Consider the following 23,153-nt stretch of genomic DNA (forward strand, 5'->3'; position numbering starts at 1 on the left):
CCTGTTTTCGTAACACTTAACTCTGCTCATAAACCCGAAGCATGAGTCTGGCATTGATAACTTACAACCCTATTGAAATTTTTTTGAACCGTGAGTAACTTTCTTCTCCATTCAAATGCTAAAACAGGAATGGAAAGGCAAATCTTAAATAAAATCATGCTGAAATTCGAATTGATGGAGGTGATCGTTTGGCTTCGATAAGTGGCTGTAGCGTTTATTTGCCGGTATGGAAGCTCAAAAGGGACGAGATTTCAAAAGAGACAGGGATGCCCTCACTTGGCGGGGAACGGGCAGTTGCACACTGGGACGAGGACAGTTTAACGATGGCTGTAGAAGCTGCAAGAAGCCTGGAGGGCAATTTTGACGCCGTAATTTTCGCTTCAACCTCCCCACCATTCCGGATAAAGCAGTGTGCCAGTTTCGTAGCATCAGCTCTCGATCTCGATAGCAGTGTTTTCACAATGGACATTACCGACACCATGAGGGCCGGAACGGATGCTCTCATCACTGCAAATGAGTTCGTTGATTCCGGACGGTTCAGCAGGGTTCTGGTTGTCGCTGCAGATTGTATACCTGCAAAACCGGGAACTCTTTACGAGCAGCTTTACGGTGACGCTGCCGCAGCGATCGTTGTTGAGAAAGATGGCGGAGCAAAGATCCTCGGCTACAGTACATCCACCATGCCCCTCCCCGGCTCATGGATGCTGGCTAACGATGATACTGTCAGAGATTATGACATGAGGGTTGACGCCAGATACGGGTATGCGACAGGCATTCAACAGGCTGCAATGCCCCTTTTTGCCAAGCTCGGTCTCAGCCCGGCAGACATTGATCGCATCGTCGCATCAGCTCCTGATCCCAAGAGCTACGAGGGTTTACTTAAAGTCGTGGGAGCCAGACCGGAAGAGTTCTACTTTGGCAATATTGGTATTGCCGGTACGGCACATCCGCTGATCCTCCTCGCATCCCAGCTTGAAAAAACGGGGAGGATTATTCTTGGAGGGTACGGTGAGGGAGCAGACGTCATAGCGATAGAAATTGAGGAGACGCAGGAGAGCAATATAGGAAGAATGCTTGAAAACAGGAAGGATATAAGCTATGGGGACTACATGTTCAACAGAGGATTTGTGGGGATCAGAGATGCTCCGGATCGCCCCTCCCTGACAAAGGTATGGAGAGATGAAAAATCAATAATCAGATTCTACGGGATGAAGTGCAGGAACTGCGGGACTGTCAGCTACCCGATAAGCAGATGCTGCATTGAGTGCGGGACAAAGGATGATTACGAAGAGGTCAGGCTTGGAGATAGAGGCAGGATATACACCTTCACAATCGATTACCTCGTCATGCCCGGCAACTACACCGGTGACGGTGTGCATCCACACTGCGTGGTGGTTGTGGACATGGATGGTGGGGGCAGGGTGTTGCTTGAAATGACGGATGTTCTCAGGGACTTCAGCGGAATTGAATGTGATGTGGAGGTCGAGAGAACGTTCAGACTGCTTTTCGAGAAGAACAATTTCAGATACTATGGCTGGAAAGCCCGATTGCCGAGGTGATGAAAATGCAGGAGGTTGCAGTTATTGGTTGTGGTGTCACAAAATTCGGGCACCACTGGGAGAAGGATCAGGAGGACTTACTTGTGGAGGCAGTTTACGAGGCAGTTAACGACGCCAGTGTGGAGCTAAAGGATATTGAAGCTGTATGGTGCGGAACTTTCTACCCCTCAACAGGAATAAGCGGAAACGTATTCAGCGATACTCTGAAGTTCTTTGGCAAGCCAATAACAAGAGCCGAGAATTACTGCGCAACTGGAATGGACAACATCAGAAACGCTGCCTTTGCGGTGGCGAGTGGAGCCTATGATCTTGTAATCGCCGCCGGAGTTGAAAAGCTGATGGATGCCGGGAGCAGAGGCCTTCCGCCCATAGAAGGAATTTTCAGCGTTGGAATGCCATATGTCAGTGCTCCGGGAATGTTTGCGATGGCTGCCAACAGAGCCTTTAAAGAGTGGGGGTGGACAAGGGAGGATCTGGCAATGGTTGCGGTTAAAAACCACTACAACGGGGCAAGGCATCCAAAAGCGCACTTCAGGAAGGAGATCACAGTGGAGAAGGTTTTGAAGGCTCCCATGGTAGCCTACCCTCTTGGAGTCTTCGACTGCAGTGCCGTGAGCGATGGAGCAGCGGCAGTTGTGCTGACGAGACCAGAAATAGCAAAAGAAATCGTTGGAGACAATTACGCAGTTATAAAAGCAGTTGGAATGGCAGTTGAGACCATGCATCCTTGGCACCGTCCATCTGAGAGCTTTTTAAGCTTCCCTGCAACTGTAAAAGCTGCAAAAATGGCTTACAGGATGGCGGGAATCGAAGATCCAAGAAGAGATCTGGATTTCGGTATAGTCCATGACTGCTTCACAATAACGGAGCTCATAAATTACCAGGATATGCAGCTCTGCAAGCCAGGCGAAGGTGCTGAGCTGATAAGAGACGGGGTTACCTCTATTGACGGAGATTTCCCGATAAATCCCGACGGCGGACTGAAGTCGTTCGGTCATCCGATTGCTGCATCAGGAGTGAGAATGGTGGCAGAGCTTACAAAACAGGTCCTCGGGAAAGCTGAGGGACTTCAGGTGAAGGATGCTGAGGCAGGATTCGCCCACAATCTTGGAGGGCCGTACTCGGTGGCTACTGTGGCAATAGTTTCAAGGCCTTAGGTATATCCTTACCATTTTTCCCCTTTCACTCTCCACGGTAAAGTTCTCCGTCACTGCCGGAACCAGACAGGAGTATCCTCGATGGAGATCAGCAATTTCCTTCCCCTTCAGCATAAAATAACCCTCTGCAGCGTAGAGAATGTTCATCACACCATTTGTGCTCATTTCTACCTTGCCTGTGACCTCTATAACCTCAACACCAAACTTTTCGGTCTCTGCCTTTCCTTTCTGCCCTCTTATCTCAAACTCTTCGGTTTTATTCGTCTTCAGCGCCTTTTTTACCTTCTCAAAGTCTTCCTTCCTGAAGAAGTACGCAAGGGTTGAATTTGACGATATCTCCAGAACTCTGATGCCTTCTCCTGCGTGTGGGACGCCCGGCCTGATTACAAAGGTGTCATATGGGTTTGTTTCGAATTTATTGAGCAGTTGCTTGAAATCAAATTCATCATCACTTTCCAGCTTCTCCTCAAGTTCCTCCAGCTTCACATCCTCCTTGAACCCGACGTAAGCACTTCCCCTGTTAAATACCATCCATACTGACTCCACGCCACCTTCCGGCTCACCAAGAGATTCAGCCACTTTGTCCGAGGGATGAACGTGAACCGGAGTTGCCGCTGTAGCCTCAATAATCCTAACAAGAATGGGAAAGCTGGGATATCTGTCAGCATACTCCCCAAATAGCTCTTTCTTGAATCTCGCAAACAGTTCGAGCATACTCATCTGCTGACCATCAACCAGAACCTGCGAGGGATTGGATGGATGGGCGGAAAACTCCCATGATTCACCAATACCTGTTTTTCTGAATCCCTTAAGCATGGCTATCCATTCACCGCCCCACGGTCTCTCTACAATATTTTCCTGAGCCTGAAAGATAAAACTTGGCAGATCCATAATTCCAGTTGACGGGCGAATATATAAAACTTGTGGGATAATAACATCGAAACCTTTTAATTTTGCATTCGGAACTTATCAACATGAAGGCTCTCTTTCACGTCGACTTTGACAGTACTTCCACATTTGAGCTGGCACTCGCAAACATAGAGAACTTTATCAAAGATGTTGGTGATGCTGAGGTCGCAGTTGTTGCCAACGGGTATGCAGTAAAGCTCTTTGTGAGGTCAGCCAATCCAAAATTTGCACAGAAGCTTGTGGAATTGAACGAAAAGGGGGTGAGGTTTTACGTTTGCAACAATGCTCTCAATCTCCACGGAATTGACAAGGAAAACCTGTTTGAATTTTGCGAAGTTGTTCCTGCGGGCGTTACAAAGATCGTTGAGCTGCAGAACGACGGTTTTGCCTACATTAAACCTTAGTAATTGCTTTTTTGAAAGCAAAATTTAAGATTTGGACAGCAAAACCCGTTTTGTGAAGTGGATAGTACCTGTCATATTCCTGATCATCCTGCTTGTTCCTGTTCATGCTTTAGAAGTGCATATCTTCATCGATAAAAATAGCGTCAATCTGGGAGATGAGATAAGAATTCAGGTAAGTGCTGAGAAGGTGAACAGAACCATGGATATCTACATCGTGAGCAGCACTGGAGATGGAAAACTTCTGTGCCATCTGGACGAGAACGAGAGCGTTTCAGATGTTTGCGGGCAAAACATAACGTTTAGAATACCCGAAGACTGGAAGGAGGGAACGTATCTTGTAAAGGTTCTGGTAAATGATGTTGAACCCGAAGAGCATTTCGAGGAATTTGAAGTTATCAAACCGAAAATCAAGGATGTTGATATACCCGAACTCGTATATCAGGGCAAAACGAGGGTGAAGGTTTACGTTGAAACCGCCAACAGCGAGGGTACGAAGGTAAAGATGAGGATGGTGGGCGACAATACAGACTACATTTATGAAGAAAAAACACCAGACTTTGAAAAGGAAAAAAATGTCTACGAGGCAGACATGGTGCTAAATCTGAGAGAGTTTTACGAAAGGACGAGGGACATATCTGACGCCATAAAACCCGGGAGCTACATTCTCGATCTGGAAGTGGAGTATGGTGGGAGAGTCTGGGATTCCAGAAGGATACCGGTATCTATCGTTTCTCCGGAAATTGAAATTTCCTGTCCCGATAAGATCAGTATAGGCAATCCGATCGTTGTAGATATAAAAACCAACAGGCTCAACGATTACAATTACGACGGAATAATTGCCGTTCTCGCCGGTACCAACTTTTTGATGTACAAAAAAGTGCATCTGGGTGAGGACGGAAAAGCCAGGCTTCAGTTTGAAACTGCCGGACTTGACAGCGGAAAGTACACACTCTACCTGCGTGATACCAGTGAAACCTCAACAATCTCCTACAGAGACCTTGCAGAAAACTACTATGATCTCGACCCAAACAACGGCTATGCCAAGATCATCCAGGCCGAAGATGACGTACTTGTCTCCAAACAGATTTGGCTCATGAATGAGGAGAATTCCAGAGCGACAAAGGTTTCTTTCAGCCCCTCCAAAGTTGAGGTTTTCAGGGGAAAGGATATTGAGCTTAGCGTCATACTGGGTGAAGCGATAAAAGTGACCTCTTACCAGTTCGTTTTGCTGAGTTCCAGCGATGCAGTTAAAATAGAGTCAATTACAACCCCAGATGGATTCAAACTGCTAGAAAAATCCGTACATCCTGACTATGCTGAAATCAACGCTGTAAGCTATGGAGAAAACCAGACCAGCATTCTTGCAAAAATTCTTGTAAAAGCTGCAAAGACGGGTGAGGCAACACTGAGGCTGAGTAACGTAAAGCTATACGGAAAAAACGGTAGTCTGCTTGACACCGACGTTTCGGGTGCAGACATCGTTGTCCTGAAACCTGCCCCAAGTTCGGGCGGTTTAAATGTTAACGTGTCTATTTTGAACGAAACGAACAACAAAACAGTTAAAGAAGAGGGAAATAATCCACCCCCAGCAGCAACAGATGTTACTGCATCAACCACACCCGAAGTTCTCGAGCAAAATGTAATGGATATCGACTTCAGGAAGGTTTTTATGTTTATGGCGAGCTTTCTGCTTACATACTATGCCGGAAAATTCGTCAGTAAAAGGATTGCTGACAGACGCTCCCAAGGCAAACGTTAAATATTCTTGGATAATCAGTCAATGCATGGGGACGGTGAAACCTGCATATATCAAGGTTATCGCAAGGGAATTGCTGAAAAAGTATCCTGAGGTGTTTACCGGGAACTTCGATGAGAACAAAAGGCTGGTTGCCGAACTCACAAACATTCAGAGCAAAACCGTGAGGAATAGAGTTGCCGGGTACATAACGAGGAAGGTTAACAGAGGGTTTGTAAATGTTTGAAGGCGTTATTCCCGCTATGGTGACGCCTTTCAAAGAGGATTTCAGCGTTGACTACGAGGGTATAGCGAGAAACCTCGACTATCTGGAAAAGCACGTAAACGCTCTTGTACCCGCCGGAACCACAGGGGAAGCTGCAACGCTAAGCTATGAGGAGCATATTGAGGTTGTAAGATACGTTGCGGAAACGTCAAAGCTTCCTGTGATCGGCGGTGCCGGATCAAACTCAACCAGAGAGGCTATCTGGCTTGCAAAGGAGGTTGAAAAGGCTGGAGCTGATGCGGCGATGCTCGTAACACCCTACTACAACAAGCCCAATCAGAACGGTCTTTACGAACACTATAAAACAGTTGCCTCTGAGGTCTCCATCCCGATCATCGTCTACAACGTGCCGAGCAGAACCGGGATTAACACAACACCTGAGCTGGTGAGAAAACTGGCAGAGATAGAAAACGTTGTGGGAATAAAGGAGGCTAGCGGGAATCTGAAACAGATATCTGAAATCATACGGACTGTACCTGAAGACTTTGTTCTGCTTTCAGGCGATGATTTTCTAACTCTGCCAATCCTCTGTCTCGGAGGCAGGGGGGTGATCAGCGTTGCAGCCAATGTTGCGCCGCATCTGATGAAAGAGATGTACACTGCATTTGCTGAAGGAAACCTGAGCAGGGCGACTGAACTGCACCACAGGCTGAGCCCTCTGTTTGAAGTTCTCTTCATTGACACAAACCCGATTCCGGTAAAGAAGGCGATGAACCTGATGGGTCTCGCTGCCGGTAAACCTCGCCTGCCGTTGATTGAACTGCCGGAGGAGAAAACTGAAAAACTGAGAGCTGTGCTGAGAGAACTTAACCTGATCTGAAAACATTAAAATTCCGATTCATTTTTATCCGACTGATGAAAGTCGCTGTTAGTGGAGCTGCCGGAAGAATGGGAAGACTTGTTGTGAAGAATGCTTTTGAAAAGGGACTGGACATTGCTCAGGCTTTTGACATCAGGGAAGTTGGAAAGGATGCTGGAGAGCTGGCCGGAATTGGCAAAATTGGTGTTTCAATTCAGGATGATATCACCAGACTGGATGCCGATGTTCTGATCGATTTTACAATCGCCGAAGCTGCGATAAAGAATGCTGAAGTTGCTGCGGAAAAAGGTGTGAAGATCGTTATCGGTACAACGGGGTTCACGGACGAACAGAAGAAGAGACTGGAAAAGCTGTCAGAAAGAATCCCCATGATTGTCTCACCAAATTTCAGTCTCGGGGTAAACGTGTTCTGGAAGATTGTTGAGTTTGCTGCAAATTTCCTGTCTGAGTGGGATACTGAGATCGTTGAACTGCATCACAGGCATAAAAGAGATGCCCCATCCGGAACAGCCATGAGGCTCGCTGAGATTCTGAAAGTCGTGAAAAAGGCGAAAGGAGAAGATGTCAATATCAAAACATGCAGAGAGGGAATAGCTCCCAGAGGAAAAGAGATAGGTGTATTCGGTGTGAGAGGCGGGGATGTGGTCGGAGAGCATACTGTATTCTTCTTCGGTAATGGTGAAAGGGTTGAGATAACTCACAGAGCTATGAGCAGAGAGTGTTTCGCTTCCGGGGCTGTGGAGGCTGCAAAGTGGCTCTTCAATGTCAGCAATCCAGGACTGTATACTATGAACGACGTTCTTGGGTTTTAGCTTTCATTTTTTTAACGGATTCCTCGTAGCTTCCGGGTACTGGTAAACCCACCCTGAGTCCGGTGGAGGGTATGGGGTATCTTATTCCCCTCCTGTGGGTCTCTCTGAGTCCCTCAACAATTTCATCAGCCATTTTGAATGGGAACGAGAAGGCGATTTCGAAGTCCTGGGTTTGTCCAAAAAGCCTGTCTCCGTAGCAGGGTATAACAAGCCTTGGTTCTCCAGAGATAAAGGCATCAAGCAGTTCAGCACATGCCCCTCTTCCCCTGATGATGGTTTCAAAGCCTCCACCTTTTTTATAAAGCGTTGCATGAACGAACCTCAGAATCTGAGCTGGCATACCGTAAACAACTACGAAATCCGGCTCATCCTCACAGATCTCCAGTGGAGAAACCCTGCACCCGATGTAATTTCTCTCAAGTTTTGGAAGGGCCTCTTCGTACCTAACACCCGTTTCAGGAGAATCGACGTAGCCGGCATCGTAGGCAAGCTGTCCGCTGAGATAGAGATCATCTGGATCTGCAAATCCGTAGGCAATTATGCCAACTGGGCAGGTTGTGTTGAGATCGAAGTAGACAACCCATCGATATCGCCTGGCCATGTTGTAAATCTGACATATCGTGAGTCCATCAAACCTCCTTGCTCTGCCTATCTCCTCTTCACTCTTCACCAGCTTGAATCCAAGAGGAAACGTCTGTGGGCGGATGTATCTCTCTATTTCGACAGCAAGTTCTGAACAGTTCATAACTCTCATCAATATTTAATATTTTAAAACTTACGTTAGGAGGAATGATTTCTTTCAACATGAAAAAACTTCAAATATTTTTTAGTATGAGACATAACGTGCAGAGATACAGATGGGTAATATTCGCCGTGATGTCATCCATATATTTCTTCGTGTACTTCCACAGAACGTCAACAGCCGTGCTTGCTGACGAACTCATGAATGAATTTGCGGTTTCGGCTCTGGCGGTTGGAGTGATGTCCTCTGCCTACTTCTACCCCTATGGAGTGTTGCAGATACCCGTTGGATACCTTTCAGACACAAAAGGACCGAGATTCACCACAACAGTTTTTACGTTTATAACATTTGCCGGATCGATTCTATTCGCACTTTCCAGCTCCTTTGGCATGGCTGTTGCCGGAAGATTTTTGATAGGTGTCGGTGTTTCTGGTGTTTACATCCCCACGATAAAAATACTCTCCCAGTGGTTCAGGGAACGCGAGTTCGCCACCCTCACCGGAGTTCTTTTTGCAGTCGGGAATTTTGGGGCGTTGGTTTCCGCATATCCCCTCGCTTTAATGGCAATAATCTTCGGATGGAGAGAGGCTTTTCTCATAATCGGATTCATAACTCTTTTTCTCGCCCTGCTGTGCTGGATAACTGTAAGAGACTCGCCACAATCCACTGAAACAGCAAAAATTTCGGACAGCAATAGTGCTCCCTTCACAAAAAATATCCGAACCATTGTTACAAACAGAACGCTGTGGTTGATTGCCTTCTCAGCCTTCCTGAGGTACGGCATCACCATGGGATATCAGGGGTTGTGGGGAGGGCCGTATCTGATGGACGTTTACAACCTTCAGAGAGATTTTGCAGGAAGTGTGCTCATGATGGTCGGAATCGGAACCATCGCCGGTGCCCCCCTTATCGGTTACCTTTCCGACAGAGTTTTCAGGACACGGAAGTGGTTTCTCGTTTTTGGCAGTGCAGGGCTGGCATTTTCACTATTTCCGCTGGCTTTCGTGACTAAAGGTCTGAGCCTGCCAGAGCTCTACATAATCTCCTTTGCGATGGGCTTTTTTGGTGGTTCCGGACCCGTTGCATACGCCCTAATAAAGGAGGCTTTCTCCCTGGAGGTCACAGGTCTGGCAACAAGCATTGTTAACACGTTTCCTTTTTTCGGTGGAGCGGCCTTTCAGATTATAATGGGCTATCTAATGGATGCCGTTGGGATCTCAAATGGTGTGTATCCTGCAGAAGCGTACAGTCTTGCCTTTAAATTCTGCCTGCTCTCAGCAATAGCTTCGACCATCCTCGTTCTGTTTGTCAGAGAAAACCGATAAGCTTTTTTATATCTCAGGAATTTGTGAAGGTTAATGATTATTGGAATAGATGTCGGGGGGACAAACACCGATGCTGCCATCGTTTCGGACGAAATCAGAACTCTGAAAGTTTCCAATGAGGTCGGAATAGGGGGAGTTCTTAAGGAGGTGTCCAAAGAGGTTGATCTGAAAAACGAGAAGGTTGTGGTGAGCACTTCCTGGCCATTAAATCTGATAATATCCAAGTTCAGTGAATATCACACCCTCAGCTTGGTTATCCCGGGCCCCGGATTGAATTACTCCGATTTTGGTATCATACTGAAAGGCTACGTTAACCACAGAGGAGATGTTGTTGAGGATATAGATCGGGAAGAGATCGAGAGAGTTTTGCAGGAAAACAAATTCGACAACATAGCCATATCTTCTAAATTCTCGGTCAGGAACGGCCACATTGAGGATCAAATCCTTGAAATCGCCCGGAAATATGCCGATGTTAAAAAGATTGCCCTCAGCCACTATGCAGGTGGAATGAATTTTCCGGCAAGGATCAATACCACAGTCGTGAACGCAAAAATAAAAGAGACCGTTCACAACCTGACTGAACTCATAAGAAGTTATGCCGGAGATTTCTACTACTTCAAGGGTGATGGGGGAATTGTGCCCTACCAGATTGTTCTCGAGAACCCTTCCGAACTCTACAACTCCTCACCAGCAGCAGTTGCGCTTGGGGCAAGGTATCTTACCAAAGAGGAGGACGCTCTTGTTGTGGATATAGGAGGTACATCAACAGATTTTGTCGAGCTTGTAAACGGGATGCCAAGAATTGTTGAAGGGATAGACATTTCCGGTAGGCGAACACTCATAAGGTGTGTGGACTCCATAAGCATCCCCTTCGGCGGTGACTCTCTGGTCGAGGATGGAAAGCTCATACCAAGGCACGGAAAATCTTTCGCCTTCGGTGGGGAGAGCTTTACCCTAACCGACGCTTTGAACTGCGCTGGAAACGAAATTGGCAATTACAGAACATCAAGAAAGCTTGAATGTGACGTGGAGTCTGTTATTGACCAGTACGTTTCACTGGCAGCTTCAACAGTTGAGAGTATTGGAGGGGACACAATTATAGGAACCGGATACCTCGCTCCATACCTTATTCCAGAAATAGCCAAGAGGGCGAGGGTAAGATACATAATCCCCGAACACTATGAATCGGCCAACGCTGTTGGTGTCGCAGTTTCAAAGATCAGTCTGACACTCTACGCCCGTATAGATACAGAAAAAGGCTTTGCTGCATACAACGGCAACGTTGAGGACTGCCCGTTCAGAACCGCAAGCCTTCCCGACGATGAACAGATTCTGGAGAAGGTTGAGGAGAAAATTGTGGAGATTGCAAGAAAATTTGGAGCTAGAGACGAGGAACTGGGCAGCATAAAGCCTGTTTACTTCCACTCATTCACCGTTGTCAGAGGCGGTATGAAGAGGGGAATTATAGCCGACGTCGTGATGCAAATCGAGCCGGGAATTCGGTATGATTGAGGAGTACAAGTTGCTTTTTGATGCTCTGGACGAGCTAAAAGAGAGGGCGAAAAAGGGATGGGTTGTGATTGTAGAGGGAATGAAGGACGTAGAATCGCTGAGAAATCTCGGAGTTGAGGGAGATATCATAATATTTTCAGGTTTTGCAGCGACTGCAGACGTAGTGGGAAGGAGAAATTCGATTATTCTGACTGACTACGATAGCAAAGGGATGGACATTGAGAGAGGGCTCGTGAGAGCGCTGCAAAGTTACGGTGTAATTCCGGACACAGAGATAAAAAGGAAGATTTTTTGCAGTATTAAAAAAGATATTTCGAAGGTGGAGGAGCTGTTTTCGTTTGTCTCGAAGATAACAAACAGTAAGTAATTTATTGGGCAAACAAGAAAGAAACTCGGTGATCAGAATGGACGTTGTAATAATTGGTGGTGGAGCTGCTGGCCTGAAGGCAGCTTCCAGAATAAGAAGAAAGGACGCTGAGGCTAACATTACTGTTGTGGATGCCGGAAAATACGTGTCCCTGGGCAGATGTGGTCTGCCATACTATGTGGGGGGCATAATTCATGAGATCGACAACCTGAGGGAGACAACCTATGGGGCGGTAAGAGATGAGGACTACTTCAGAAGGCTCAAAAACATCGATGTACTCACCCAAACAAGGGCTGTAGAAATAGACAGAAACAGAAAAGCAGTGAAAATTATAAGAGGTGAAAGCGAGGATGAACTGAACTACGATTATCTCGTTTTAGCAACCGGATCGGTGCCTTCAAAGCCCCCAATAGAGGGCATAGATGCTGAAGGGGTTGTCACCCTGACAAGTGCAGAAGATGCCGAAAAAATAGTGGAGCTGTGGGAGGAGGGAGCGGAAAAAGCCGTCATTATCGGTGCAGGGCTTATAGGTCTTGAATCTGCGGAGGCTCTGAAGAACCTGGACATGGATGTCACCGTTATTGAGATGATGAACAGGGTTGCACCTGCCCTGCTTGACAGAGAGATGGCAAATCTCGTTGAAAATCATCTGAGAGAGAAAGAGGTGAAAGTTCTAACATCCACAAGAGTTGAGAGGATAATCACAGAAAATGACCGAGTTTCAGCAGTTGTTGCAGACGGTAAAGAGTTTGCTGCTGACGTTGTAGTTATTGCCACCGGTGTTAAACCGAACACCGAGCTGGCCGTTAATTCGGGACTTAAAATCGGTGAAACCGGTGGTATATGGGTCAATTCCCGCATGCAGACGAGTGATGAGTGTATTTATGCTGGTGGTGATTGTGTTGAAACAACACATCTTGTTACCGGGAAAAAGATTCTGGCGCCCTTCGGCGATGTGGCAAACAAACATGGCAGGATCATCGGAGAGAACATCACGGGAGGAGATGTGCAATTTCCCGGTGTCATTGGTACGTCAGTATTCAAGATCTTCGACTACACTGTGGCCTCAGCAGGGGTGAACGAGACCTCCGCGAGAGATGCAGGAATTGATTTCATGACGGTTATCGTCCCATGCCCGGACAGGGCACACTACTACCCCAGGACAAGCTACATCAGATTGAAGCTTATTGTAGAAAGAGGCACCTGGAAGGTGATTGGTGCTCAGGCTGTTGGAACGGGCGAGGTTGCCAAGAGAATCGATGTTATATCCGCGGCCATACAGAACGGAATGACGATAGACCAGCTTTCAAACCTCGACCTCGCTTACGCCCCGCCATACTCCCCGGCTCTTGACCCGGTTATAACCGCAGCCAATGTTGCAATGAACAAGAGAGACGGGCTTTTTGACGGAATAAACTCCTTCGAACTGAAAAAGATGCTGGAAAGCGAGGACATCGTCGTACTTGACGTGAGAAGTGAGGACGAGTTCAAAGAGAGGAGAATTGAGTCTGAAAAGGTTATCAATATTCCGATTTTGGAATTGAGGGAAAGACTGGACGAGATTCCCAGAGATAAAAAGATTGTCGTGGTATGCGCCATTGGGCTGAGGAGCTTTGAGGCTTTGAGAACGCTTAAAGGTGCGGGATATAAGGATGTTATGATCCTGGAGGGCGGGATGGCATTCTGGTTTGATTAAATCGAAAACTTTATTTTTTAGTCCAAATCATTTTTAAAAATGAGTATTGATGAAGTTCTGGCAGTTCTTAAAAAGGCAGAGAGTGAAGACCCCAGCCCATCTTCAGGAAGACTTTTCGCATACGTTTACGAGACAGGAGATGAGAATATACGGAAGGTTGCAAGAGAAGCGCTGATGATGTTTGGAGAGAAAAACCTTCTGGACTTTACGGTTTTCAAAAGTGCTATCTTCTTCGAGAGGGAGGTTGTGAAATTTGCAAGGGAGCTGATGCATGGAGATGATAAGGTTACGGGTAGCTTCACATTCGGCGGGACTGAGAGCATCATGCTCGCTGTCAAGGCTGCAAGGGATCACTACAGGAAAAAGGAGGGGAGAGCATCGGTGCCTGAAATCCTCGCACCAGTAACCATCCATCCGGCGTTCAGCAAAGCTGCACACTATCTCGGCCTTAAAGTCGTAAAGCTGCCGGTTGTTGAGACCAAAGCAGATGTCAACACGTTTAATGAGATGGTGTCCGATAAAACGGCTTTGATAGCACTCTCAGCACCCAACTGGCCCTACGGCACGGTTGACCCTGTTGGGGAGATTTCGGAGATCGCACTGGATAAGGATGTTCTGCTTCACGTTGATGCCTGTCTCGGAGGTTTCATTCTGCCATTTTTCGAAATGCTGGGTGAGAAAATTCCGAAATTCGACTTCAGAGTTGAGGGTGTGACATCCATCTCACTTGACGTGCACAAATACGGTTACGCACCGAAAGGTTCATCCGTGGTGCTATTCAGAGATGCAGAACTGAAAAAGCAGTCGATGTATGTTGATGTATCCTCTCCGGGATATGTTTTCGTAAATCAGGCTGTTCTGTCTTCAAGACCTGAAGGGCCACTGGCTGCAGCTTTCGCGGTAATTAGCTATCTCGGTGTGGAGGGCTACAGGAGTCTGGCGTCAAAAATCCTCTCAGCAAGGGGAAAAATTTACAGCGGGATGAAAAGACTCGGATTTAAAAGTGTTGGCAGCGTAGAAAGCAGCATTCTTTCCCTTTACAGCAATTCAGATCTTCTGGGCTTTGTGAACAACATGAAAAAACTTGGCTGGCACCTTCACCTCCAGAAGGGACTTAAAGAATACAGCATCCCCGACAACATCCACCTAACGCTCAGTCCTGTACATGAATCCGCTGCAGATGATTTCGTGATGGATGCGGAGAGAGCGATGGAAATGGAGCCTGAAGTTGACTCCATACAAATACAGAAAATGGTTGAAAGAGGAGAGTTTGGTGAGATCATAAGGGGAATCGAGGACGGCAGAATAGATTCGAGCGTAATCCCGATGTTGCTCGATGCGGTCCCGGAGGACGTGGCAGTGGAACTGATCAAGAACGTCGTGATTGAGTGGTTCAGATGAGGGGTTTGCTGACCCTCGGTTTCATATTCATCGTATTTGCCTCCCAGGCAGTGTGGGTAACGTTCTCACCCGTACTGACTCTGGCGTCGCAGGATCTCAATGTCTCCGTTGAGCTTCTAGGGCTGCTTGCTGTAACCTACCCGGTTTTTTTCCTGATACTCACGATACCCAGCGGCCTGCTACTTGACAGGGATTTTAAAAAATGGTTCCTTTTCGGATCGCTAATGACGTTCTTCGCAGCGAGTGGAAGACTGCTGAGCTTCAACTACTGGTGGCTGCTGGTATGCCAGCTTTCAGGAGCGTTAGGACAGCCATTTCTCCTGAACGCCTTTGTCCCGTACTCTTCCCAGCTATACGGCGAAAGAAGGGCTGCAGTGATCTCAGCATTGAGTCTGTCAATGTATCTCGGAACTGTCTTTGCACTGGCCACCGGGCTCAAGCTCTACACTCTTGGTGGGCTGGACATGCTCATACTTCCTGCTGCAGCCATGTCAATTCTCGGAATTTTGCTTGTCCTGATTTCGATCAGAGGTGTCGAATTCCGCAGGGCTGAAGAGTTCGAGTTCAGGCAATTTGGATCTGTTTTGAAAAGAAAAGACCTGTGGATTCTTGGAGCAATCCTGGGATTTGGGGTTGCGACATTTGATAATCTTGCAACATGGCTACAGCCGGCTTTGAGAAGTGTCGGACTGGAAAGAGTTGCCGGAGATGCGGTGGCAATCGCCATAGTTATGGGCCTTCTCGGAGTTGCGATGATACCTCAGAGAATCGCAAAGAGAAATCTCAGAACGATTTACATGAGGGCCATAACACCACTGATAGCCCTCTTCTTCGTAATTCTGATCTTTGCCATAAACGACATTGTGCTGTTTGCATTTCTCGGAATCAGCGGATTTCTAATGCTGCCCGCCTATGCAATAATCATGGACTGGATCGGCAAGTTCTGCAAGGGTGAAGTCCACGGCAGCGCTACAGGATTCGTGGGGCTTACTAGCAGAGCCATATCTGTTGCCCTGACTCTGGGGGCCATGTACTTCATCGGCAGCGCAGAACTCTACTTCTCATACCTCACAGTACCGATCACAATAGCGTTCATACTCACCCTTCTACTCCCCAACGATCTCAGGATTTCACAATCTCAAAGTGCACAACAGTAACAAATTCTTCTCCCTTTATATTTCCATAAATACGCTTTAAAGCAGAAATCAGTTCATCTCTGGTCTCAAACCCATCCCTTTTCGCGTCTTCATCACTGAGCTCTCTCACTCTCTTAACAACCACCTTGTTCACCCTGGCCAGAGCAAAGGTATTTCCGCCTGCAGTAAGCTCAACTATCCTTCCAACTGGATAGCTCTTTATTCCTCTTCTAACCGTTGTAATCTTTCTTCCCGAAATTATCGGCTCAACATACTCGGAGTCAAAATTAATCCTCTCCATGGTACCATCTCCAGACCTTCCTTACAGCATTCAGCATGATCCTGTACTTCCTGAATCCTTCTCCCGGAAGATCCTTCCAGTGCTTGAGCTGAAGACACTTTCCAATCAGAACAAGCTCTTCAACCTCCTCCAGCTCCTCTCTATCGGTTCTAGAGTAGTAATATCTTACCAGCGGCCTAACAATATCGGAAACGTACTCATAAAGACTCATTCCCTGAAAATACTTGCTCATCCTCCTCTTCTCCACCTTACCGAATTCCGGAACTGGAATTTTCACGTCCCTCCTGAGCGATTTGAGCAGTATCAGGGCCGTTTCAATCTCCAGGTCTGAAAGTTCATCGGCCAGATACTCTATCAGCCTTCTGGTAAACTCCGCATTGAGATCCTCGAGTATGGGTCCAACATCAGACTTCAAAGCCCTCAGAACAATGACTGTGTGCTCCCCACTCACCTCATTTCGCTGAGGTGTGATATGAACAGGTATAAAGCCATTTTTCGTCCAGAATCTCAGCAGCTCATGTGAAACCCCAAATCCGGATCCCACCCACTCCATACCTTTACTACAAGCCCATTCAACTATTTTTGTGAGAGCAAAACTCCCGATACCCATATCCATCACTGCCGGATGGGTAGCAATTCTCACGACTCTGGCCCCCACCATTTTTGGGAAATTTAGCAACCAGTAATGCTTTAGCATGAGATCGGGTATTATCTGTCCTTTAGGTTTATACCCCTCCCTTATTTTCTCAATCGTTTCCTCGTCAAGTTTTCCCTCAACTGCAATATGTAGAGAGCAGACGGGCTTTCCGTTAACTGTAACGACGAAGGGGATGTGATTGGGCATGTCTGAAAGAATTGCCAGATCCGAGGGTCGGTTGCGGTAATGTGCCAGAACGTATATTCCAAAAAACTCCCTCAGGAGCTTTTCATTGCCCATTAGTTCATCCTTGCTCAGCTCCATGAACTCCAATTTGCCCTCTTTTATTGCCACCAGATCATTCTCATCCAGTTCCGCTGGCTGTGCATCCAGGAGCAGAACGTCATAAAGCCACTTTTCAATCGGATCTCCTCTGCCATACCTCACTGGCTCATCCATGTGAATTCTGTCTATTTCAACGCTCTCATCGCTTTCAAGCCTCTTGAGGAATCTGATGCTGAATCCCCTTCCTGTCCCCTCATACCCGTGGATGGTTGTGGAGAAAATCATGTACCTGACGCCCTCCGTAATTTTCAGAAGAACCGGGACGTCAATGCCGGCAGCTTCATCCACGATAACGACGTCAGCAAAATCCTTTTCAAGCATGGCCCGTCTTGGTACAACGTACTCAACCCTCGCATACCTGCTGTTAACGACCGTAATCATACCGTTGCTCTCTTTAGCGAAGTATTTTGTCATTCCCTGCCTCACCATAGCCTTCAAAAGGAATCTGAAATACGTCTGAACCGACTGAGGAGTGGGAGCCACAACCATTATCCTTACAGGTCTTTTCAGCAATCTCTGCATTCTCGAGATTATGAACGGTGTAGCGATACCAAGTATTGCGGTTTTACCCCTACCTCTGTCCGCTGTTATCACGACAGCCTTTCTCTCCTTTTCTCTCTCAAAGAACCTCTCAAAAAGCTGAAGAACCCTGACCTGATCCTGGGTTGCACACAACTTGTAAAGTTTCCTTTTTATCTCGATTTCATCAGGTATTGTGATCTCCTCTCTGGGGACATCCACGGCCTGAAATTCAAAGTGCTTCAATATCTTTCTCCGATCCGCATCAAAGACTATTATGCCTTCAGCCTGAAGTGTTCGCCGCATAAATCGATTGAAAAATCTTGCATCGATGTCGTCAATGGTGTATGGCTCGCTTATCAGGTCTTCATGCCACCTGCTCTTCAGATTTTTCCAAGATTCTATGGGTGGAGAAAAGGCGATTATCACACCACCTTCTTTTATGGTCTCAACAATTATGCCGAGATCATTGGGGTGGAACCCCTCGGTAAAGTCGATTAAAAGTGAAGAATATGTCTGACCGAGAACCTTGGGAGAGTCTCTGTAATGCAAGAATTCTCCCTCAAAATACTTTCTAGCAAGCTCCAGGAAAAAACTTCTGCCGGCTACTAGCAGTTTGTCTTCACCGCTTCTTTTCCTATGCTTTTTGTATATCCTTCTTGCGAGCTTTATCACTCTTTCATCAAGTTCCTTTGAGCACAGGATCACCATAAACCTGTGTCTGTTCTCGGCAGCAATTTCTGCTGCTCTGGAAACCTCGGCAAGAAGACTTCGGACAGTCATTATATGAAGAAAGTGCGTGTTGGTTTAAAATATTGTGCTAGGTTACGAAAATATCAAGCAATCGTTTCTTAGCGGCCATATCCCTTTTGTCCCGCTCCCTCTTTCCAAAACTCCTTAACCACTCTGCAATTCTCTCCGATGCGCCCTTCAACGCAATTGATGCAGAACTCATTGGAGAAGAGAAGACAACTGGTCTGCTTACCGAAACTGCCTGCTTTACTGCAGAATCATGGGGTATTTCTGCAAGCACCACTCCGATAAGATTTTCAATATCCTCTATTTCAACCCCGTCATTTTCAGACTTCCCGTTTACCACAACCCCTATAACATCGTTTTTCATCTTTTCACTCACTTTCATGACGTAAAGCGATTTTTCAAGGGATCCGACCTCCGGACGGAGCACAACAATACTGGAAGTGCAGGCAGAAATCGCAATGACAGCATCCTCTCCAAACCCATCTGGAATATCGAACATGATTATGTCGCTTCTTTCAGAAATTCTCTCAAAAAACTCCTTCAACTTACCTTCCTTTCTAAATTCCTTCAAATTCATACCGGCTGGAACGACATAAACCCTCGAAAGTCCGCCATAAATTACATCTTCAATTTCAGCATCCCCTTTTACAAAATTTTTCAATGTAAGGGGCACATCCTCAATTTGAGTGAGACAGTTCAGCACCACAAACGAGGGATCAAAATCAATTACTGAAATTTTAAAATACTGCGCAAGCAGAACAGCAAGATTCATCACCACAGTTGACTTGCCATCTTTGCTGCCACCAGACGCTGTGACAATTGTTTCAAACATATAACATAATAAATTTTGAAATAACTTAAATTTTTCCATGTCAGAAAACTTTTAAATCAAACGAGTGAAGAGCCTCAGATGTCGTCACTGAAAGCGTATATAATAACGAGGTTTCTAATGGTAATCCCCACAGTGCTAATTCTACTAACCCTGGTTTTCCTGATACTCCGAATTATACCCGGAGACCCGATAACGGCCATGGTGGGGCAAAAAGTACCAGAGGATGTGCTGGAAAAGCTGCGACATGAAGCTGGACTTGATAAACCGAAACACATCCAGTACATTGAGTATCTCAAAGGTGTTTTTACCGGAAATCTGGGAAGATCGATGATATGGGGCAAAAGGCCGGTGATTGACGAAATAATGGATCATTTTCCTGCAACTCTTGAGCTAACAATTTTCGGCTTTATTTTGAGTGTTCTCATAGGAATTCTCACAGGTTCAATAGCAGCTTTCAACAGGGGAACCAAAGTTGACTCGGGGATGAGAATTTACAGCATCGTCGCTTACACACTATTCATACCATGGTTCGGAATGCTCCTGCAGATGTTGTTTGGCGTTTACCTGCAGCTCCTGCCAATTGGCGGCAGGATTACACCCGGCAACGCACCTGCAACGATTACAGGGTTATATGTTCTGGACTCAATTATTACCCTGAACATCAATTCACTCATCGACGCCCTTGCCCATCTTGCTCTACCATCTCTGACTCTCGGAATAGTTCTGTCAGGAGCGTACACGAGACTTCTAAGAAATAATCTCATCGATATACTGAGTCAGGATTTCATAAGAGCATACAGGGCGAGAGGTGTGAAGGAAAGAAAAGTGATTCGCCACGCAATGAAGAATGCCTTTATCCCCATTGTTACCCTAATGGGTCTGCAGTTTGCAATACTGCTGGCAGGGGCAGTGTTGACCGAGTCAACGTTTTCCTGGCCAGGAATGGGTACTTTCCTGATCGAAAGAATAGAATACAGAGATTACACATCCGTACAGGGTGCAATTGTTTTCTACGCTGTCTTTGTCGCCCTGATCAGCCTTATCGTAGACGTGATTTACGCATTACTTGATCCAAGAATAAGATACTGAGGTGGTGCAATGACAGAGGTCAGAAATCTTGCAACAACAATATTCGGATTCCTTCCGGAGGCCGAAGGCAGGTACATGGTCATATTCGGACTTGCGATTATTGTAACCGTTACCCTGATGGCCATATTCGCCCCAGTAATCGCTCCGTATGATCCGATAAAATTCAGTGGAGACGTTCTGAAACCTCCGAGTGCCAAACATCTGATGGGAACAGATAATCTTGGCAGAGATGTGTTTTCCAGAATGATCTACGGCTCAAGAATAGTCCTTGCTGTTGTTTTCTCCGCATCGCTCGTATCAATGTCCATAGGCGTCCCCCTCGGACTGACCTCGGGATATTACGGTGGAAAACTGGACAGAGTTCTTTCAATGCTCATGGACAGTATGTATGCATTTCCGGGCCTTATTCTGGCTATTGCAATTGCAGCAGTGCTGGGTCCGAGCGTTTTCAATGCCGTGGTGGCAATTTCAGTAGTGTACGTCCCCACATACTTCAGAATGATACGTGGCCAAACCATGAGCATTAAATCACAGCTTTTTGTTGAGGCTGCAAAAGCAATAGGAGCGGGAGACGCCAGAATAATGAGGAAATATATCTTTCCAAACCTGATACCCACACTGGTTGTTGTTTTCTCCTTGAGTGTTGCAGATGCAATTCTAACTGAAGCTGGTCTCAGCTTTCTTGGATTCATAGTTTCAGCACCAACACCGGACTGGGGCTTTGAGCTCGCTTCAGGAAGACCGTATCTACCTGCTGGTTACTGGTGGATGATCACATTCCCGGGACTGATGGTTATGCTTCTCTCGCTTGGATTTGCAATGGTTGGTGAGGGGCTCAGCGAGGTATACGCACCCAGGAGGGAAAGATAATGCTGCTGGAAATAAAGGATCTGATCACAACCTTCAAAACAAGGAGGGGAGTTGTTAAAGCAGTTGATAGAGTCTCAATGTTACTGGAGAGGGGAGAGTTCATTTCAGTTGTGGGAGAAAGCGGGTGTGGAAAATCGACCCTTGCCTATTCAATAATCCGACTCATCGACTCTCCGGGGGAGATTGCAGGGGGAAAAATACTGTTCGACGGAAAAGATCTCACAGCCCTGAGTGAAGACCAGATGAGAAAGGTAAGGGGAAAAGAGATAGGGATGGTTTTTCAGGACCCAATGACGAGCCTCGATCCCCTTGAAAAGATTGGAAAGCAGATTGCCGAAACGATAATGGAACACGAAGATGTCACAAAGAAGGAAGCATGGGACATGGCAAGAGAGATACTAGAGAAGGTTGGACTTCCTCCCGAGAGAGTTGATTCCTACCCCCATCAACTCAGCGGCGGGCAGAGACAGAGGGTTGTTATAGCGATGGCGGTAAGTCTCAACCCCAAACTGCTAATCGCAGATGAGCCAACAACAGCCCTTGATGTCATCGTTCAGGAGAAAATTATGGGTCTTCTGAATGAAATGAGAAAAGAGGGCAGGGCGGTGATGCTGATTACACATGACTTTGCCCTGGCAGCCGAAAAAAGCGATAAAATAGCCGTGATGTATGCCGGATGGCTTGTCGAAATGGGAAATGCAGAAAAACTGAGGGGCGATCCACTTCACCCCTATACAAAGGGCCTAATAGAGTCCGTTCCGGATGTGTGGGTGGACAAGGAAATCAAGCCGCTCCCCGGATTTCCACCTGATCTCGTTAATCCCCCTGAGGGCTGTAGATTCCGGCCGAGATGTCCGGCAGCCATGGAAAAGTGCATCAGGGAGCCTCCCACGACGGAGGTTGACGGCAGGGTTGTGAAATGCTGGCTATACGGGGTGGAATGATGATCAGAGTTGAAAGACTGAAAAAATACTACCCGGTCCAGAAATCCTCGCTTGAAGTTCTGCTTTCAAAGAGGCGGGATTTCGTAAGAGCAATTGACGGCGTCAGTTTCGAAATCAGACGCGGAGAAGTGCTTTCTCTAGTTGGAGAGAGCGGATGCGGAAAGACCACAACCGGGAGAATACTTGTAGGGCTTGAAAGCCCAACTGATGGCAGGATATTCTTCAAAGACAGAGAAATTACCAGTATGAGCAAGGACGAGCTGAGAAAGCTCAGAAGGTACATCCAGATGGTCTTCCAAGATCCATACGCTTCCCTGAATCCAAGAATGAAGATTGGAGAGCATCTTGTTGATTCACTGCTGGTTCACAACATTGCAGAAAGAGATGAAGCTGAGGAGATTGCAATGGCCATGCTGGACAGAGTTGGGCTGCCTGGGGAGCAGTTCTATCACAGAATGCCATACCAGCTAAGCGGTGGGCAGAGGCAGAGAGTGGCCATTGCAAGGGCCATGATACTCAAGCCGGAATTTGTCGTGGCTGATGAGCCTGTTTCGATGATAGACGTCAGCCTGAGGGCGTCAATTCTTGAACTTCTGATGTCATTCAGAAAGGACTACGATCTTAGCATGCTCTTTATTACTCACGACCTCTCCGTTGCAAGACTTGTGGGGGACAGGATCGGAGTCATGTATCTGGGAAGAATTGTCGAAATAGGAGAAACTAGGAAGGTTATCCACAACCCCAGGCACCCCTACACCGCAGCATTGCTCTCATCAGTTCCGAGCTTTCTTAAAAAAATGAAGAAAGTGGACATTATCGGTGACATTGCTAACCCGATAGACATACCATCCGGATGCAGATACCATCCGAGATGTCCCTTTGCCAGAGAACTCTGCAAAAAGGAGGAACCCGAGCTAGAAGGTGGCGATCACATGGTTGCATGTCACTACCCACTCGATATGACGATCTGATTTCTGTGTTTTATAAAACTCAGAA

General features: G+C 46.8%; 22 protein-coding genes. 17 read left to right on the forward strand and 5 right to left on the reverse strand.

Going from position 1 to position 23,153, the window contains the following annotated elements:
• Positions 1-188: 188 nt before the first annotated feature.
• Both JFQ59_RS09620 and JFQ59_RS09625 read left to right on the forward strand, forming a co-directional pair.
• Entirely contained in the window at positions 189-1,559 is a 1,371-nt protein-coding gene (locus tag JFQ59_RS09620) for an OB-fold domain-containing protein (RefSeq protein WP_202320212.1), read from the forward strand.
• Between the two features lie 5 nt (positions 1,560-1,564).
• Positions 1,565-2,716, forward strand: a complete 1,152-nt coding sequence (locus tag JFQ59_RS09625; RefSeq protein ID WP_202320213.1) for an acetyl-CoA acetyltransferase — start codon at positions 1,565-1,567, stop codon at positions 2,714-2,716.
• Here JFQ59_RS09625 and manA read toward each other — a convergent pair.
• Positions 2,705-3,607 carry a mannose-6-phosphate isomerase, class I gene (gene manA / locus JFQ59_RS09630; protein ID WP_202320214.1) on the reverse strand — a complete coding sequence of 301 codons (903 nt, stop codon included), beginning with the start codon at positions 3,605-3,607 and terminating at the stop codon, positions 2,705-2,707. The two genes, JFQ59_RS09625 and manA, sit on opposite strands and share 12 nt — an antisense overlap.
• An 83-nt stretch (positions 3,608-3,690) precedes the next feature.
• Here manA and JFQ59_RS09635 point away from each other — a divergent pair, with 83 nt between their 5' ends.
• The 5 genes from JFQ59_RS09635 to dapB are packed head-to-tail and all read left to right on the forward strand — an operon-like array spanning position 3,691 to position 7,682.
• Positions 3,691-4,029 carry a DsrE family protein gene (locus tag JFQ59_RS09635; protein ID WP_202320215.1) on the forward strand — a complete coding sequence of 113 codons (339 nt, stop codon included), beginning with the start codon at positions 3,691-3,693 and terminating at the stop codon, positions 4,027-4,029.
• A 52-nt stretch (positions 4,030-4,081) separates the two neighbouring features.
• The gene (locus JFQ59_RS09640) at positions 4,082-5,788 is read left to right on the forward strand and encodes a cohesin domain-containing protein (RefSeq protein ID WP_202320216.1); all 1,707 of its coding nucleotides are present in this window, start codon (positions 4,082-4,084) and stop codon (positions 5,786-5,788) included.
• Positions 5,789-5,813: 25 nt separating this feature from the next.
• The gene (locus tag JFQ59_RS09645) at positions 5,814-6,011 is read left to right on the forward strand and encodes a 30S ribosomal protein S17e (protein WP_202320217.1); all 198 of its coding nucleotides are present in this window, start codon (positions 5,814-5,816) and stop codon (positions 6,009-6,011) included.
• Entirely contained in the window at positions 6,004-6,870 is an 867-nt protein-coding gene (dapA, locus tag JFQ59_RS09650; RefSeq protein WP_202320218.1) for a 4-hydroxy-tetrahydrodipicolinate synthase, read from the forward strand. Before JFQ59_RS09645 ends, dapA begins: the two co-directional genes overlap by 8 nt.
• Before the next feature lie 32 nt (positions 6,871-6,902).
• Positions 6,903-7,682: a 4-hydroxy-tetrahydrodipicolinate reductase gene (gene dapB, locus JFQ59_RS09655; RefSeq protein ID WP_407928338.1), complete on the forward strand. Its 780-nt coding sequence runs from the start codon at positions 6,903-6,905 to the stop codon at positions 7,680-7,682.
• On the opposite strand, the gene JFQ59_RS09660 is transcribed toward dapB, so the two are convergent.
• On the reverse strand, positions 7,657-8,427 hold the full coding sequence (locus JFQ59_RS09660) for a DUF169 domain-containing protein (protein ID WP_202320220.1): 771 nt from the start codon (positions 8,425-8,427) through the stop codon (positions 7,657-7,659). The genes dapB and JFQ59_RS09660 overlap by 26 nt on opposite strands.
• Positions 8,428-8,525: 98 nt before the next feature.
• Between JFQ59_RS09660 and JFQ59_RS09665 the strand changes: the two genes are divergently transcribed.
• From JFQ59_RS09665 to JFQ59_RS09690, 6 genes are read left to right on the forward strand one after another with little or no spacing between them, the layout of a single operon-like run.
• Entirely contained in the window at positions 8,526-9,749 is a 1,224-nt protein-coding gene (locus tag JFQ59_RS09665; protein ID WP_202320221.1) for an MFS transporter, read from the forward strand.
• Between the two features lie 33 nt (positions 9,750-9,782).
• The gene (locus JFQ59_RS09670; RefSeq protein WP_202320222.1) at positions 9,783-11,261 is read left to right on the forward strand and encodes a hydantoinase/oxoprolinase family protein; all 1,479 of its coding nucleotides are present in this window, start codon (positions 9,783-9,785) and stop codon (positions 11,259-11,261) included.
• Positions 11,254-11,628 (forward strand): toprim domain-containing protein, encoded by a 375-nt coding sequence (locus tag JFQ59_RS09675; RefSeq protein ID WP_202320223.1) that lies wholly within the window; start codon positions 11,254-11,256, stop codon positions 11,626-11,628. The genes JFQ59_RS09670 and JFQ59_RS09675 overlap by 8 nt, the downstream gene beginning before the upstream one ends.
• 37 nt (positions 11,629-11,665) lie before the next feature.
• Positions 11,666-13,324 (forward strand): FAD-dependent oxidoreductase, encoded by a 1,659-nt coding sequence (locus JFQ59_RS09680; protein WP_202320224.1) that lies wholly within the window; start codon positions 11,666-11,668, stop codon positions 13,322-13,324.
• 39 nt (positions 13,325-13,363) lie between these two features.
• On the forward strand, positions 13,364-14,725 hold the full coding sequence (locus JFQ59_RS09685; RefSeq protein WP_202320225.1) for an aminotransferase class V-fold PLP-dependent enzyme: 1,362 nt from the start codon (positions 13,364-13,366) through the stop codon (positions 14,723-14,725).
• Positions 14,722-15,882, forward strand: a complete 1,161-nt coding sequence (locus tag JFQ59_RS09690; protein WP_230972447.1) for an MFS transporter — start codon at positions 14,722-14,724, stop codon at positions 15,880-15,882. The genes JFQ59_RS09685 and JFQ59_RS09690 overlap by 4 nt, the downstream gene beginning before the upstream one ends.
• Here JFQ59_RS09690 and JFQ59_RS09695 read toward each other — a convergent pair.
• From JFQ59_RS09695 to JFQ59_RS09705, 3 genes are read right to left on the reverse strand one after another with little or no spacing between them, the layout of a single operon-like run.
• The gene (locus tag JFQ59_RS09695) at positions 15,848-16,162 is read right to left on the reverse strand and encodes an ASCH domain-containing protein (protein ID WP_202320227.1); all 315 of its coding nucleotides are present in this window, start codon (positions 16,160-16,162) and stop codon (positions 15,848-15,850) included. The two genes, JFQ59_RS09690 and JFQ59_RS09695, sit on opposite strands and share 35 nt — an antisense overlap.
• Positions 16,149-18,446 (reverse strand): tRNA(Met) cytidine acetyltransferase TmcA, encoded by a 2,298-nt coding sequence (locus JFQ59_RS09700; protein WP_202320228.1) that lies wholly within the window; start codon positions 18,444-18,446, stop codon positions 16,149-16,151. Before JFQ59_RS09700 ends, JFQ59_RS09695 begins: the two co-directional genes overlap by 14 nt.
• A 37-nt stretch (positions 18,447-18,483) precedes the next feature.
• On the reverse strand, positions 18,484-19,254 hold the full coding sequence (locus JFQ59_RS09705; RefSeq protein WP_202320229.1) for a nucleotide-binding protein: 771 nt from the start codon (positions 19,252-19,254) through the stop codon (positions 18,484-18,486).
• A gap of 78 nt (positions 19,255-19,332) precedes the next feature.
• On the opposite strand from JFQ59_RS09705, the gene JFQ59_RS09710 reads away from it, so the two are divergent.
• Genes JFQ59_RS09710 through JFQ59_RS09725 form a run of 4 tightly spaced genes read left to right on the forward strand, consistent with a single transcriptional unit; the run spans position 19,333 to position 23,128 of the window.
• Complete coding sequence (locus tag JFQ59_RS09710) at positions 19,333-20,343, forward strand: ABC transporter permease (RefSeq protein WP_202320230.1); 1,011 nt, start codon at positions 19,333-19,335, stop codon at positions 20,341-20,343.
• Positions 20,344-20,352: 9 nt separating this feature from the next.
• Positions 20,353-21,213: an ABC transporter permease gene (locus JFQ59_RS09715; protein WP_202320231.1), complete on the forward strand. Its 861-nt coding sequence runs from the start codon at positions 20,353-20,355 to the stop codon at positions 21,211-21,213.
• Positions 21,213-22,157 (forward strand): ABC transporter ATP-binding protein, encoded by a 945-nt coding sequence (locus tag JFQ59_RS09720; RefSeq protein WP_202320232.1) that lies wholly within the window; start codon positions 21,213-21,215, stop codon positions 22,155-22,157. Before JFQ59_RS09715 ends, JFQ59_RS09720 begins: the two co-directional genes overlap by 1 nt.
• The gene (locus JFQ59_RS09725) at positions 22,157-23,128 is read left to right on the forward strand and encodes an ABC transporter ATP-binding protein (protein WP_202320256.1); all 972 of its coding nucleotides are present in this window, start codon (positions 22,157-22,159) and stop codon (positions 23,126-23,128) included. Before JFQ59_RS09720 ends, JFQ59_RS09725 begins: the two co-directional genes overlap by 1 nt.
• The last annotated feature ends 25 nt before the right edge of the window (positions 23,129-23,153 follow it).

The sequence above is a fragment of the Archaeoglobus neptunius genome, assembly GCF_016757965.1.
Classification (GTDB): Archaea; Halobacteriota; Archaeoglobi; order Archaeoglobales; family Archaeoglobaceae; genus Archaeoglobus; species Archaeoglobus neptunius.